The organism is Pseudomonas sp. Irchel s3h9, from assembly GCF_900187475.1.
GTDB classification, from domain to species: Bacteria; Pseudomonadota; Gammaproteobacteria; order Pseudomonadales; family Pseudomonadaceae; genus Aquipseudomonas; species Aquipseudomonas neuropathica.
Genome location: NZ_FYDH01000018.1, coordinates 46,455 through 59,803 on the forward strand (window position 1 = coordinate 46,455; position 13,349 = coordinate 59,803).

At 60.7% G+C, this 13,349-nt stretch carries 14 protein-coding genes; 2 read left to right on the top strand and 12 right to left on the bottom strand.

Annotated elements, in window-relative coordinates:
• Positions 1-51 precede the first annotated feature (51 nt).
• The 11 genes from CKW26_RS25440 to CKW26_RS25490 all read right to left on the bottom strand — a co-directional run bounded on the left by CKW26_RS25440 (position 52) and on the right by CKW26_RS25490 (position 9,819).
• Positions 52-543 (bottom strand): DUF2878 domain-containing protein, encoded by a 492-nt coding sequence (locus CKW26_RS25440; protein WP_095050611.1) that lies wholly within the window; start codon positions 541-543, stop codon positions 52-54.
• Positions 536-1,801: a cyclopropane-fatty-acyl-phospholipid synthase family protein gene (locus CKW26_RS25445; RefSeq protein WP_093441411.1), complete on the bottom strand. Its 1,266-nt coding sequence runs from the start codon at positions 1,799-1,801 to the stop codon at positions 536-538. The genes CKW26_RS25440 and CKW26_RS25445 overlap by 8 nt, the downstream gene beginning before the upstream one ends.
• Positions 1,788-2,603 (bottom strand): DUF1365 domain-containing protein, encoded by an 816-nt coding sequence (locus CKW26_RS25450; RefSeq protein WP_095050612.1) that lies wholly within the window; start codon positions 2,601-2,603, stop codon positions 1,788-1,790. The genes CKW26_RS25445 and CKW26_RS25450 overlap by 14 nt, the downstream gene beginning before the upstream one ends.
• On the bottom strand, positions 2,600-3,847 hold the full coding sequence (locus CKW26_RS25455; protein WP_095050613.1) for an NAD(P)/FAD-dependent oxidoreductase: 1,248 nt from the start codon (positions 3,845-3,847) through the stop codon (positions 2,600-2,602). The genes CKW26_RS25450 and CKW26_RS25455 overlap by 4 nt, the downstream gene beginning before the upstream one ends.
• Entirely contained in the window at positions 3,844-4,626 is a 783-nt protein-coding gene (locus CKW26_RS25460) for an SDR family oxidoreductase (protein WP_093441397.1), read from the bottom strand. Before CKW26_RS25460 ends, CKW26_RS25455 begins: the two co-directional genes overlap by 4 nt.
• Positions 4,623-5,045 (bottom strand): nuclear transport factor 2 family protein, encoded by a 423-nt coding sequence (locus CKW26_RS25465; protein ID WP_095050614.1) that lies wholly within the window; start codon positions 5,043-5,045, stop codon positions 4,623-4,625. The genes CKW26_RS25460 and CKW26_RS25465 overlap by 4 nt, the downstream gene beginning before the upstream one ends.
• Complete coding sequence (phrB, locus tag CKW26_RS25470) at positions 5,038-6,483, bottom strand: deoxyribodipyrimidine photo-lyase (RefSeq protein WP_177409287.1); 1,446 nt, start codon at positions 6,481-6,483, stop codon at positions 5,038-5,040. The genes CKW26_RS25465 and phrB overlap by 8 nt, the downstream gene beginning before the upstream one ends.
• A 20-nt stretch (positions 6,484-6,503) precedes the next feature.
• Positions 6,504-7,445 (bottom strand): MerR family transcriptional regulator, encoded by a 942-nt coding sequence (locus CKW26_RS25475; protein WP_095050616.1) that lies wholly within the window; start codon positions 7,443-7,445, stop codon positions 6,504-6,506.
• A complete protein-coding gene (locus CKW26_RS25480) occupies positions 7,445-8,407 on the bottom strand; it encodes a DUF523 and DUF1722 domain-containing protein (protein WP_095050617.1) in 963 nt (320 codons plus the stop codon). Before CKW26_RS25480 ends, CKW26_RS25475 begins: the two co-directional genes overlap by 1 nt.
• Positions 8,408-8,620: 213 nt before the next feature.
• A complete protein-coding gene (locus CKW26_RS25485; protein ID WP_095050618.1) occupies positions 8,621-8,836 on the bottom strand; it encodes a TIGR02450 family Trp-rich protein in 216 nt (71 codons plus the stop codon).
• Positions 8,833-9,819: an NAD(P)/FAD-dependent oxidoreductase gene (locus tag CKW26_RS25490; RefSeq protein ID WP_095050619.1), complete on the bottom strand. Its 987-nt coding sequence runs from the start codon at positions 9,817-9,819 to the stop codon at positions 8,833-8,835. Before CKW26_RS25490 ends, CKW26_RS25485 begins: the two co-directional genes overlap by 4 nt.
• A gap of 197 nt (positions 9,820-10,016) precedes the next feature.
• Here CKW26_RS25490 and CKW26_RS25495 point away from each other — a divergent pair, with 197 nt between their 5' ends.
• Positions 10,017-10,919, top strand: coding sequence for a TIGR01777 family oxidoreductase (locus tag CKW26_RS25495; protein WP_095050620.1), 903 nt, complete (start codon positions 10,017-10,019; stop codon positions 10,917-10,919).
• A gap of 13 nt (positions 10,920-10,932) precedes the next feature.
• On the top strand, positions 10,933-11,958 hold the full coding sequence (gene hemH / locus CKW26_RS25500) for a ferrochelatase (RefSeq protein WP_095050621.1): 1,026 nt from the start codon (positions 10,933-10,935) through the stop codon (positions 11,956-11,958).
• 115 nt (positions 11,959-12,073) lie between these two features.
• Here hemH and CKW26_RS25505 read toward each other — a convergent pair whose 3' ends face one another.
• Entirely contained in the window at positions 12,074-13,348 is a 1,275-nt protein-coding gene (locus CKW26_RS25505; RefSeq protein WP_007912843.1) for a uracil-xanthine permease family protein, read from the bottom strand.
• Position 13,349: the final 1 nt, after the last annotated feature.

A 13,349-nucleotide genomic window follows, 5' to 3' on the forward strand; every position in this document is an offset into this window, starting at 1 on the left:
TCGGCAGTGTAAGGCAGTGGCCGGCACACGTGTGAAAGGTCTGACAGACGCTCAGTGCGCCAGCCGCCGAGCCATCGTATGCAGCAACGGAAACAGCAGCGCCCAGAGCAGGCCGATACCGATCAGCGTCGGCAGTTCGCCATAGGGAAATTGCACCCCGGCCAGGCGCCCGCCAGCGTAATACGACAGCGCGCCGCCGACAGCGCCGAGTAAGCTCGCCAGCCACCAGGGCCGCGCGCTCCAAGCCAGGCAATGGCGCAAGGTGGTCGCCAACAACGCCCAGAGCAACATCAGCCACAACGGAATTAGCGGCGACTGATCCTGAAACGCGAACACCCCGGCACCGCGCAACACACTGTCGACAGCGGTGCCGACAATCACCACGCTGAGGATCAAACGCCCCTCAGCCGCCCAACTGCTGACCCAGCACAGATGGATCACCAGCACCGCCAGCGCGACCAGCAACCACAGGCTGTTGCCGCCGAGCACGCAAGTCAGCCAGCCGATCTGGAACAGTACGGCATTGGCGACACGCTCAAGCATCGAAGCGTCCGAGCAGCGGCGCAGTCATTGCGGCGGGTTTGGCCAGTAGCAACTGCGCGGTGCCGATGGTGCGTTCGAGGAAACCGCCCTCGCAGTAACACAGGTAAAACTCCCACAGCCGCAGGAAATAATCGTCATAGCCCAGTTCGCTCAAGCGGCCATGGGCGCGGCGGAAGTTCTCGTGCCACAGGCGCAGGGTGCGGGCGTAGTGCAGGCCGAAATCTTCCATGTGCAGCAGGTTCATGTCGGTGTCGCGGCCGACCACTTCGAGCATTTTCTGCACGCAAGGCAGGGCGCCGCCGGGGAAGATGTAGCGCTGGATGAAATCGACGCCGCGCTTGGCCTGTTCGTAACGCTGCTCGCGGATGGTGATCGCCTGGATCAACATCAGGCCGTTGCTCTTGAGCAACTGCGCGCACTGTTTGAAGTAGGTCGGCAGGAAGCGGTGCCCGACGGCTTCGATCATCTCGATCGACACCAGTTTGTCGTATTCGCCGGTCAGGTCGCGGTAGTCCTTGAGCAACAGCGTGACGCGATCCTGCAAACCCAGTTGTTCGATGCGTTGCGCGGTAAACGCGTACTGCTCTTTCGACAGGGTCGTGGTGGTCACGCGGCAGCCATAATGTTGCGCGGCATACAGCGCCATGCTGCCCCAGCCGGTGCCGATCTCCAGCAAATGGTCGCTGGGTTGCAGCGCGAGCTTCTGACAGATCCGCTCCAGTTTGTTCAGTTGTGCCTGTTCGAGGCTGTCTTCCGGGGTCAGGAATTGCGCTGCGGAATACATCATGGTCGGGTCGAGAAACTGCTCGAACAGATCGTTGCCAAGGTCGTAGTGCGCGGCGATGTTCTTCTGCGAACCCTTGCGCGTGTTGCGGTTGAGCCAGTGCAGACCTTGCACCAACGGCCGGCTGAGACGGGCCAGACCGCCCTCCATGGCATCGAGCACGTCGAGGTTGCTGACGAACACGCGGACCACGGCCGTCAGATCCGGCGAACTCCAATAGCCGTGGATAAAGGCCTCGCCGGCACCAATCGAACCGTTCCCGGCAACCATGCCCCAGACGGCCGGATCGAGCACATGGATTTCCCCGAGCAAAGCACTGCCCGGGGTACCGAACATCAGGCGTTCGCCGTCCTCGACCACCAACAGTTGCCCGTTTTTCAACTGAGCCAATTGGCGCAGCACGCCACGGCGCAGCAGCGACCCGGTCAAACCGTTGGTGCTGAGCCGACTGACCGACAGACTAGAGGATTTCATGGCGGTGCTCCTTGGGAGGCACAGTGGCTGTTTGAAAACTGCCGTCGGCAGTCTGATGAGCAAAAATCGGTGCGCGTTTGAGCAGCAGTCGCAGCGCTTGCCAGTAAATGGCCAGGGCGGTTTTCGCGGTCATCCACGGAAAGCGCCGCAGGTAACGATGCAGGCTGCGCCGGTCGAGGCTTTCGCGTTGCAGATTGAGCGTCGCGTCGAACAGTTTGTGCTCGCCCTGCCAGTCAGCCATGTGCACGCCGAGTTTTTGCGCGGCGGGGCTGAAGCTCATGCGGTATTCGAGATCGCGCGGCAGAAACGGCGAAACGTGAAAGGCTTTGGCCACGGCAAAGTGCTGATGGAAATCCTGCAGATTGACCGGCGGGCGCGCCGGCAACACATAGTGATAGTGCTCGCCCCACGGCGTGTTGGTGACTTCACAGACGATCGCCGCCAGTTGCCCGTCCGCCTCATGGCAGTAAAAGAAACTCACCGGGTTGAACGACAGCCCCCAACTGCGCGCCTGGGTCAGCAGGCAGATCGAGCCTTGCGGTTCGTGGCCGATGGCGATGCCGACCTGCTGGCGTACGGCATCGATCAGGCGTATGCCACGGCCGGTAAAGGTCTTCAGGTAGTCAGTCTCGCGAAATGAAAACGGCGCAAAGCGACTGCGTCCGGCCAGCGGCGACAGTGCAAGCACGGCGTCCTGTTCGCTGAGATCGAGGTAGAGCAAGCCGATCCGGTAACGGAATTCATGGCGGCGCGGCGAAAAACGCCGATGGCCGATCCAGCCGCTATACAGGGCGCTGTTCATAAGCTTTCCCCGAACGCGGCGGCCACGCGCAAGGCGCTGACGACACCGTCCTCATGGAAACCGTTGGCCCAATAGGCGCCGCAATAATGTGTGTGTTGCGCGCCATCCAGCTCGCCCCACCGCTGCTGCGCGGCCACGGCCGCGAGGCTGAACTGCGGGTGGGCGTAGGTGTAGCGGGCAAGCACTTTGTCGGGGCTGATGCCGGCACTCTGATTGAGGCTGACGCAGAACGTGGTGTCGCTCTGAATGCCCTGCAGAATGTTCATGTCGTAGGTGACGGCGGCGTGAGTATGGCCAGCGCCGCTGAGTCGATAGTTCCAGCTGGCCCAGGCAAGTTTGCGCGTTGGCAGCAAACGCGTGTCGGTATGCAGCACTACTTCGTTGTCGGCGTAGGGCAGGGCACCGAGGATCGCGCGCTCGGCTTCGCTGGGCACCGCCAGCAGTTTCAGCGCCTGGTCACTGTGACAGGCGAACACCACCCGATCGAAATGCTCGAGGCCTGCCGGGCTGTGGATAACTACGCCATGCACATCGCGATCGACCCGGGTAACCGGACAATTGAGCCGAATCCTGTCCTTGAACGCGGCCGTCAGTGGCGCGATGTAAGCACTCGAGCCGCCTTCGATGACTTGCCATTGCGGCCGATCACTGACTGACAACAGCCCGTGATTCTTGAAGAACCGCACAAAAAACTGCAGGGGGAAGTTGAGCATTTCCGCCATCGGCATCGACCAGATCGCCGAACCCATCGGCACGATGTAATGCAGGATGAAACGTTCGCCGTAGCCGCCGGCCTTGAGGTATTCGTCGAGGGTGGTGTCGGCGGCAATGCGCAGTTCGACGAGGTCACGCTGGGCTTCTTTATTGAAGCGCAGGATGTCGCGCAACATGCCCCAGAACCCCGGCGACAACAGATTGCTGCGCTGGGCGAAGAGGCTGTTGAGGTTGTTGCCGTTGTATTCCAGGCCGGTGTCCGGGTCGGTTACCGAAAAACTCATTTCGGTCGGTTTGAACGCCACGCCAAGCTGGCCGAGGAGGCGGATAAAGTTCGGGTAGGTCCAGTCATTGAACACGATGAAGCCGGTGTCCACGGCGTAGGGCTGCCCTGCGACGGTGACGTCTACCGTGTGCGTGTGGCCACCGACCCAGTCGCCCGCCTCGAACACCGTCACTTCATGGCGGCGATTGAGCAGGTAAGCGCAGGTAAGCCCGGCGATGCCGCTGCCGACGATGGCAATTTTCATGTCGGATCCGTCAGCGGAGGCGACTTGCGCACCATGCGCTTGCCGATGGCCAGTTGCACGCGTGCCGGCAGTTTCGACAGCGGCCACAGCGCGGCCATGAACAGCGCCGGGAAGGCGATTTCCAATGGCCGATCTTTGAGCTTGGCGAAGATGTGCCGCGCGGCTTTATCCACAGGCCAGCTCAACGGCATGGGGAAATCGTTTTTCGCGGTCAGCGGTGTTTCCACAAAACCGGGGCTGACCACGGTGACTTCAATGCCTTCGTCGGCCAGATCGATGCGCAGCGATTCGAACAGGTAACGCAATCCGGCCTTCGAGGCGCCGTAGGCTTCGGCCCGTGGCAGCGGCAGGTAGGTGACCGAACTGGCCACGCCGATCAGATGCGGCGCGGTGCCTTTGCGCAGCAGCGGCAGCGCGGCCTCGATGCAGTAGCTGCTGGCGAGCAGGTTGGTGCGCACCACATGCTCGATGATCGAGGCGTCGAACTGCTTGGCATCGACGTACTCGCAGGTGCCGGCGTTGAGAATCACCGAATCCAGCGAACCCCAATCCGTGGCGATCTGCTCGCCGATTTCGCGAACCGTCTGGCTGTTGGTCAGGTCCCCCGGCACCACCAGAACTTGCCCCGGATAGCGTTGCGACAAGACCTTGAGCGGTGCGATCTGACGGGAACTGACCGCCAGGTGCGCACCGGTTTTCAGGATCTCTTCAGCCAGCGCCGCGCCGATGCCACTGCTGGCCCCGGTCAACCAATAGCGCCGTGGAGGTGTACGACTCATCCCATTCTCCTTTTCAGCCAGGCGATGACCCGGCCCAATACTGGCAAGTGTTCATACAGAAGCGCCCCGGCATCGAAATAATCCCGATGGCGATAAACCTTGTCGTGCCACAGCAGATGCGAGCAGCCGCTGACACGAATCACACGGCCACCCGCCAGGCGCGGATGGCGATAACTCATGACCCAACGCAGGTAGCCTTCGCAGTCGCCGATCTGGTCGAAACCATGAAAATCGAAGCGCAGTTCGTTGACGTTGGCGTACAGCTCGCCGAAGTAGTCGCGCAATTGCGCCAACCCTTGCACCTCGTGCAGCGGGTCGGTGAAATGAATGTCATCGCTGTACAGCTCGCCGAGGTTTTGCAGGTTGTCTTTGTTCAACGCTGAAAATTGCCGGGCGAAGCGGCGCAGGAATTCACTCATCATCGCCTCCGGAAGACGTACGCGAAGGCAGGTTCTTGAAGGCGGCCAATGCGCGCTGGCGCGAAGTGCTGAGGTTGACGATCGGCGACGGGTAGTCCGCCACGCCGAACAAACCACCGACGTCGGCCGGGTTGTGCACTTCTTTCTTGTTGAGAGCCGCCAGTTCCGGTAGCCAGTGCTTGATGAACAGGCCTTCGCTGTCGAACTTTTCCGACTGGCTCAACGGATTGAAGATGCGGAAGTACGGAGCCGAATCGGTGCCCGTCGACGAGCTCCATTGCCAGCCGCCGTTGTTCGCCGCCAAGTCGCCATCAATCAGGTGACGCATGAAAAAACGCTCGCCTTCGCGCCAGTCGATCAGCAGGTTTTTGGTCAGGAACATCGCCACGATCATGCGCAGGCGATTGTGCATCCAGCCGGTTTCGAGCAATTGGCGCATGGCCGCGTCGATAATCGGCAGACCGGTGCGCGCCTCTTGCCACGCGGCGAGATCGTCCGGTGCATCACGCCAGGCCAGCGCTTCGGTTTCCGGGCGAAACGCGCGGTGCCGCGAGACCCGTGGATAGCCGACCAGAATATGCTTGTAGAATTCGCGCCACAGCAGCTCGTTGATCCAGGTAACCGCACCGACCTTGCCGCTCTCGAACTCGCCCTGATTGCTCTGCAGGGCGGCGTGCAGGCATTGGCGCGGCGAAATCACCCCGGCAGCGAGGTATGCCGAGAGCTGACTGGTGCCGGGCTTGGCCGGGAAGTCGCGTTCGCTTTGGTAGTAGTCGATCTGCGCGTCGGTGAAGGTGTCGAGACGGCGCCGGGCTTCCTGTTCGCCGGCCGGCCACAGATCGCGCAGGGTTTGGCTCGGTGTGGCGAAGCCTTTGACGGAGTCGGGAATCAGGTCGCTGTCGATGGCAAGTTTTGCCTGTTTGCCTGGTGCCTTGACCAACGCAGGCATCGAGCGGTGCAAGCGTTCATAACAGACTTTGCGGAACTGGCTGAACACCTTGAAGTAACTCTCGGTCTTGGTCAGCACGCTGCCGGGTTTGAACAGCAACTGATCAAGGTAGCTGTGAAACGTGATGCCCTCGGCCTTCAGCATGTCCGCCACCGCTGCATCGCGACGGCTTTCATGGACGCCATATTCTTCGTTGACGTGGACGGCTTCAATCTTCAGTTGCCGACAGAGCTTGAGCAGTTCCGCTGGGGCTTGATCCCAATGCGCGGCAGTACGGATCAGCAACGGAATATTCAACGCGGCGAGGCTTTTGCTCAGCTCATCGAGGTTGCGCAACCAGAAGTCGACCTTGCACGGCGCATCGTCATGTTCCAGCCACTGCTGCGGACTCAACAGGTACACGGCGACCGTCGGGCCGCGCGCTGCGGCGGCCGCGAGGGCGGTGTTGTCATGTTGGCGCAAGTCGCTGCGCAGCCAGATCAATTGCATGTCGGCACTCACGGCGTCCATTAAATCAGCCCGCGCTGAACGAGTTCCTGGTGCGCAAGAAGCGCGTCTTCCGCCAGGAACACATCAGCCATCTCGGAGGTTTTTACGGACAACTCGGCGTGGTGGATGCATACCGTTGGTCCGACCAGCATTTTTGGGCAACTGACTCCGTTCAGCAGCTTGGGCAACTGCGCAAGGTTCATGGCTTTGCTGGAATACAGCAGTACGCCACGGGCCTGCAGGTGTTCGACCGCCAGCGCCAGTTCGGTGGCCGGCAGCGGCCAGTCAAACACTTGCACCGGACAATCGGCGCTGCTGATCAGCCACGCGCACAGCCACAGATGAGGTTCCAGTGGCAGGTCGGAGTGATTGATCAACAACAGCGGGGCGCCATGTAGCTGACGATTGTTATGGTAGATGCGTGTGCCGAATTTGCTGCGTAGCCACGAATAAAAGAACACCCGCTCCATCTGCGCGCCGAACTGGCCTTGCCAGCGCTGCTCCAGTTCCGCCAGCAGCGGCATCAGCAATTGCTCGCACAGCGTGCGTGGCGGGTAGAGCGCCATGGCCTGATTGACGCTGTCGTCGAGGCTGCGTTCATTGAGCTGCGTGACGGCCGCCAGCAATGTCTGGCGCAAATGCTGCCAGTCGTTTTCCACCGATTCGCTGAACGCCTGTGGTGCGTCGAGCAGCGGCTTGACCTGACTGACGGCAACACCACGATTAAGCCAGGTGAGGATGGTCAGGATTTGCTGCACATGTTCGGCCGAATATAGTCGGTGGCCCTTGGGCGTGCGTTGTGGCACGACCAACCCGTAGCGGCGCTCCCACGCGCGCAGGGTGATCGCGTTGACGCCGGTCTGCCGCGCGACTTCGCGAATCGGTAGCCAGCCCTCGTCGAGGGCTTTCTTAAAATCCGCGCCAAGGTCTTCCTGGGCGCTGGTATCCATTTTGTCGTTCATTAGATTGCGTTTCGCAGGCTGAGGTTTTCCGGGTGCGGTTGCAGGTAAACCTGTTGCGCGATGTAGGAATCCGGATGGAGGCGAAAGTGATGCTTGAGCAACGTCAACGGCACCACCAGCGGCACGATGCCCTGGCGGTATTGGCCGATGACGTGTTGCATTTCCTGTTTGTCTTCGGCGCTGATCGCCTGCTTCAGATAACCGCTGATGTGCAGCAGGACATTGCTGTGAGTGCCGCGCGTGGCACATTTCTTCAGGGCGGCCATCAGTTCGCTGAAATAGCGCGGGCCGAGTTCGGCGGGATCGGTGTCGGCCATATTGCCCAACAACTTGCCCAGCGTTTTGTATTGCAGTGGGTTGTGCGCCATCAGCAAGTATTTGTAGCGCGAATGGAATTCGGTGAGGGCGCGACGGCTCAGGCCATTGGCGAGGACCTGTTGCCATTCGCTGTAGGCGAACACACGGGTGATGAAGTTCTCACGCAGTACCGGATCGTTGAGGCGCCCGGCTTCTTCCACGGGCAGATCCGGGTGCTGTGCGCAGAACGCCTGGGCGTAAATCCCGCGCCCGCCGCCGTTCACCGGGGCGCCGTTGGCGTGGTAGACCTTGACCCGTTCGAGGCCGCAGGACGGCGACTGCTGCATGAAGATGTAGCCGCAGATGTCATTCAGCTCGGCGGCCATTTTTGTGCCGTACTCGGCCAATGGCTGAGTGACGTTGATCGACGGGTTTACCGTGCCGACCGCTTGCGGATGCTCGGCCTCGCCGACAAGGCGGATCGGCTCGCGCGGGATGCCCATACCGATCGCGACTTCCGGACACACCGGGACGAAATCGAAATGTTCGGTGAGGGTGCGGCTGCACAGGCGGGATTCCTTGTGTCCACCGTTGTAGCGCACCTCGGCGCCCAGCAGGCAGGCGCTGATGGCGATTTTGGGTTTGGCTGCGCAAGAGTCAGACATGGGCACCTCGAATCCATACCTGTACAGAGGTTGATCTCTGTACAACTTTGCTCAGCATAGATTCATGGGTGTACAAGTCAAATTATTTGTATAACTTTTTCGGTTGATGCGATTTCTTGTAGGCCTTCGCCTGCTCGCGATGGTGCCGTCTCAGGCAACATCGATGTTACTGACAAACCGCTATCGCGAGCATGCGAAGGCCTACAGGGGGGGTTATTGCCAACCCAATAACCAGTGATCGTTGTTCTTGAGGGTTTGCCAATCGAGTCGCTCAGCACGCAGGGTCAACACCGCCTGCAACTCAACCTCCAGCACCGTGCCTTCCTCGTCGCGAAACAACTCTGTCACCAGAAAGTGTTTTTCACGATTCTGCGGGTGGGCTGCTGTCCATTTCGACAGCAGCAATTTACGCGGATTGATGCGGTTCATTGCAGGTGTTCGTGCAAGCGTCGCGCAGCTTCCTGGCCACTGAGCCAAGCGCCTTCGACGCGCCCGGACAGGCACCAGTCGCCGCAAGCATACAAACCCAGATCGGCATCGGCCAGGGTCCCCCATTCGTGGCCCGTCGCCGGACGTGCGTAGAGCCAGCGGTGGGCGAGGCTGAAGGTCGGCGCGGGCATGGCGCTGTGCAGCAATTCGGCAAAAGCACCGTGCAGTTGCTCGATCACAGCTTCCTTGGACAGATCGATGTGCTGCCGGCTCCACGCGCTGCTCGCATGCAGCACCCAGGTGTCGAGGCTGTTGTCACGTCCGGGCTTGCTGCGGTTGCGTGCCAGCCAGTCGAGCGGACTGTCCTGCACGAAGCAGCCTTCAATGGGCGTATCCAGCGGTGTGTCGAAGGCGAGGGCGACAGCCCAGGTCGGGTCCATTTTCACCCCGGCGGCGGCCCCGGCAAGTTTCGGGGCTGCGGCCAGCAAGGCTGTCGCTTGAGGGGCCGGCGTGGCGATCACCACGTGGCTGAACGGGCCATGGGTGAAGCCTTCGGCGTCCTGCAGATGCCAGTGTTCTTCACCGCGAAAGACCTCGGTGATGCGGCAGGCAAAGTGCACTTCCAAGCCATCGAGCAGTCCACGAGTGATGGCGCTCATGCGTGGCGTCCCGACCCAGCGCGTCTGCTCGTCCGGCGACAGATTCAGTTGCCCGCCCTGATACGTGTAGAGCTGCGGTGTCCACTCGGCGACCCAGCCCAGGCTTTGCCAACGCTGCACTTCGGTGACGAAGCGCCGATCACGCGCGGTGAAATATTGCGCGCCCATGTCCAGCGAGCCAGCGTCGCTGCGCTTGCTCGACATGCGCCCGCCGCTGCCGCGACTTTTATCGAACAATTGCACGGTATGCCCGGTCTCTGTCAGAGCCTGGGCGGCGGAAAGTCCGGCGATGCCGGTGCCGATGATTGCGATAGGTACAGTCATAGGGGCCTCGTTTACCTTTCTGTACAGACTACGCCGTGGATGAAACCTGTACAATTTTGTTTTTTGGTATAACTTCTAGCGTTCTCGATCTGACAGCTTGGCCTATGGTTAAACAATAGAGCCTGCCCGATAGAAAAGATCCCTGCTTTTAAAAATAGACTAGTGATCCGGGTTAAACGCCACGCGAGGAAGATGTCATGCGCATATTGCTGACCGGCGGTACTGGTTTGATCGGACGTGCGCTCTGCCGATACTGGTTGGAGCAGGGGCATCGCTTGACGGTGTGGAGCCGCAAACCGGAGAAAGTCGCGAAAATCTGTGGTGCGCAGGTGCGGGGTATTGCGCGTCTGGAAGACCTTGGCGAAGAGCCTGTGGACGCGATCATCAATCTTGCCGGTGCGCCGATTGCCGATCGGCCGTGGACCCATCGACGCAAAGCGTTGCTGTGGAGCAGCCGTATCACGCTCACGGAAACCCTGTTGACCTGGCTCGACACGCGCGCGCAGAAACCAGCGTTGCTGATCTCCGGATCAGCCATTGGCTGGTATGGCGATGGCGGTGAGCGCGAATTGACTGAAGATTCGCCGCCGGTGATCGACGACTTCGCCAGTCAGTTGTGTATTGCCTGGGAGGAAACCGCACAGCGTGCCGAGACACAAGGCATTCGCGTGGTGCTGGTGCGAACGGGTCTGGTGCTGTCGGCCGAGGGCGGCTTTTTGTCGCGCTTGCTGTTGCCGTTCAAACTCGGGCTCGGCGGGCCTTTGGGCAATGGCCGGCAGTGGATGCCGTGGATTCATATCAACGATCAAATCGCCCTGATTGATTTTCTTCTGCATCGTGATCAGGCCAGTGGTCCTTATAATGCGTGCGCGCCGAAACCTGTGCGCAATCGCGAATTTGCCAAGACGCTGGGCAGCGTGTTGCACCGCCCGGCGTTCATGCCGATGCCGACCCTGGCGCTGAAGGTCGGCCTCGGTGAGATGTCATTGCTGTTGCTCGGCGGCCAGAAGGCTATGCCGGCACGCTTGCTGGAAGCGGGTTTCACTTTCCAGTTCACGGATTTACGCGCGGCCCTGGACGATCTTTCCAGCCGCCTCTGAAATAGGACGTTGCATGACCGATCACGCCTTGCTTCTGGTCAACCTGGGTTCCCCGGCCTCAACCTCAGTGGCCGATGTGCGCCGCTACCTCAATCAATTCCTGATGGACCCGTACGTGATCGACCTGCCGTGGCCGGTGCGGCGTTTGCTGGTGTCGCTGATCCTGATCAAGCGCCCGGAGCAGTCGGCCCACGCCTATGCGTCGATCTGGTGGGACGAAGGTTCACCGCTGGTGGTGCTCAGCCGGCGCCTGCAAGAGCAGATGAAGGCGCAATGGAAGCAGGGGCCAGTGGAGCTGGCGATGCGTTATGGTGAGCCGTCGATTGAAACCTGCCTGCTGAAACTGGTTGCGGCGGGGCACAAGCGCATCACGCTGGCACCGCTGTATCCACAGTTCGCCGACAGCACCACGACCACAGTGATCGAAGAAGCCAAGCGGGTGATCCGCGAAAAGAAACTCGACGTGCAACTGTCGGTGCTGCAGCCGTTCTACGATCAGCCGGAATACCTGGATGCGCTGGTCGAAAGCGCCCGGCCGCATCTGCAGCAGGATTACGATCACTTGCTGCTGAGCTTCCACGGTCTGCCTGAGCGGCACCTGACCAAACTCGATCCGACCGGCAATCATTGCTTCAAGAATGAAGACTGCTGCAAGAACGCCTCGCCTGCGGTATTGGCGACCTGTTATCGCGCGCAATGCCTGCGTACTGCGGCGTTGTTCGCTGAGCGCATGGGCCTGCCGGATGGCAAATGGTCGGTATCGTTTCAGTCGCGTCTGGGCCGGGCCAAGTGGATCGAACCCTACACCGAGGCACGGCTGGATGAGCTGGCGAAAAGCGGCGTGAAGAAAATACTGGTGATGTGCCCGGCGTTTGTCGCCGATTGCATCGAGACGCTGGAAGAGATTGGTGATCGCGGCAAGGAACAGTTCCGCGAAGCGGGGGGCGAAGAGTTGGTGCTGGTGCCGTGCCTGAATGACGACCGGCAATGGGCTAAGGCGTTGGCAACCCTCTGCGAAAGAGCGCCGCTGGCCCTGTGATGATCGTTCCCACGCTCCGCGTGGGAATGCAGCCCGTGACGCTCCGCGTCACTGGACGCAGAGCGTCCCTAGAGGCATTCCCACGCAGAGCGTGGGAACGATCAGATCTAAAGGCTTAGATCAGCGGCTCATCCGCCTTCTTGTTCTTCCAGCCATCATTGCCCGGCAGAATCAGGTTCAGCGCAATCGCCACCACCGCGCACAACGCGATGCCTTTGAGGCCGAAGTCGTCTGGACCGGTGCCGGTGCCGACCAGCACACCGCCAATGCCGAACACCAGCGTCACCGACACGATCACCAGATTGCGCGCCTCGCCCAGATCGATCTTGTGACGGATCAGGGTGTTCATCCCCACCGCCGCGATCGAGCCGAACAGCAAGCACAGAATCCCGCCCATCACCGGCACCGGAATGCTCTGCAGCAGCGCGCCGAACTTGCCAATGAACGCCAGGCTGATAGCGAAGATCGCCGCCCAGGTCATGATTTTCGGGTTGTAGTTCTTGGTCAGCATCACTGCGCCAGTCACTTCCGCGTAGGTGGTGTTTGGCGGGCCGCCGAACAGACCGGCGGCGGTGGTGGCAATGCCGTCACCGAGCAGGGTGCGATGCAGGCCGGGCTTCTTCAGATAGTCGCGACCGGTCACGCTACCGACGGCAATCACGCCACCGATGTGTTCAATGGCCGGAGCCAATGCCACTGGAACGATGAACAGAATCGCCTGCCAGTTGAATTCCGGCGCGGTGAAGTGCGGGATCGCAAACCATGGCGCTGCGGCAATCTTCGCGGTATCAACGACACCGAAATAGAACGCCATGGCAAAACCGACCAGCACGCCGGAAATGATCGGCACCAGACGGAAAATGCCTTTACCGAACACAGCGACGATCAGCGTGGTCAGCAGCGCCGGCATCGAGATCATCATTGCGGTCTGGTAGTGGATCAGTTCCGAACCGTCGCCAGCCTTGCCCATCGCCATGTTCGCGGCAATCGGCGCCATGGCCAGGCCGATGGAAATGATCACTGGACCAATCACCACCGGTGGCAGCAAGCGGTCGATAAATCCGGTGCCTTTGATCTTCACGGCAAGACCGAGGAAGGTGTAGACGAAACCGGCTGCCATCACACCGCCCATGGTCGCAGCAAGGCCGAACTGGCCCTTGGCGAGAATGATCGGGGTGATGAAAGCGAAGCTCGACGCCAAAAACACCGGCACCTGACGCCCGGTGACGATCTGGAACAGGATCGTCCCAAGACCTGCGGTAAACAGTGCCACGTTCGGGTCCAGGCCCGTGATCAGCGGCATCAGCACCAGGGCGCCGAAAGCCACGAACAGCATCTGGGCGCCGGACAACACCGTACGCCAGAGCGGATCGTTGAACTCTTGCTGCATG

What these genes read in the sequence shown, in the direction of transcription:
- CKW26_RS25440 (WP_095050611.1), bottom strand. Translation starts at nt 543, where the DNA reads ATGCTTGAGCGTGTCGCCAATGCCGTACTGTTCCAGATCGGCTGGCTG.
- CKW26_RS25445 (WP_093441411.1), bottom strand. Translation starts at nt 1,801, where the DNA reads ATGAAATCCTCTAGTCTGTCGGTCAGTCGGCTCAGCACCAACGGTTTG.
- CKW26_RS25450 (WP_095050612.1), bottom strand. Translation starts at nt 2,603, where the DNA reads ATGAACAGCGCCCTGTATAGCGGCTGGATCGGCCATCGGCGTTTTTCG.
- CKW26_RS25455 (WP_095050613.1), bottom strand. Translation starts at nt 3,847, where the DNA reads ATGAAAATTGCCATCGTCGGCAGCGGCATCGCCGGGCTTACCTGCGCT.
- CKW26_RS25460 (WP_093441397.1), bottom strand. Translation starts at nt 4,626, where the DNA reads ATGAGTCGTACACCTCCACGGCGCTATTGGTTGACCGGGGCCAGCAGT.
- CKW26_RS25465 (WP_095050614.1), bottom strand. Translation starts at nt 5,045, where the DNA reads ATGAGTGAATTCCTGCGCCGCTTCGCCCGGCAATTTTCAGCGTTGAAC.
- phrB (WP_177409287.1), bottom strand. Translation starts at nt 6,483, where the DNA reads ATGCAATTGATCTGGCTGCGCAGCGACTTGCGCCAACATGACAACACC.
- CKW26_RS25475 (WP_095050616.1), bottom strand. Translation starts at nt 7,445, where the DNA reads ATGAACGACAAAATGGATACCAGCGCCCAGGAAGACCTTGGCGCGGAT.
- CKW26_RS25480 (WP_095050617.1), bottom strand. Translation starts at nt 8,407, where the DNA reads ATGTCTGACTCTTGCGCAGCCAAACCCAAAATCGCCATCAGCGCCTGC.
- CKW26_RS25485 (WP_095050618.1), bottom strand. Translation starts at nt 8,836, where the DNA reads ATGAACCGCATCAATCCGCGTAAATTGCTGCTGTCGAAATGGACAGCA.
- CKW26_RS25490 (WP_095050619.1), bottom strand. Translation starts at nt 9,819, where the DNA reads ATGACTGTACCTATCGCAATCATCGGCACCGGCATCGCCGGACTTTCC.
- CKW26_RS25495 (WP_095050620.1), top strand. Translation starts at nt 10,017, where the DNA reads ATGCGCATATTGCTGACCGGCGGTACTGGTTTGATCGGACGTGCGCTC.
- hemH (WP_095050621.1), top strand. Translation starts at nt 10,933, where the DNA reads ATGACCGATCACGCCTTGCTTCTGGTCAACCTGGGTTCCCCGGCCTCA.
- CKW26_RS25505 (WP_007912843.1), bottom strand. Translation starts at nt 13,348, where the DNA reads ATGCAGCAAGAGTTCAACGATCCGCTCTGGCGTACGGTGTTGTCCGGC.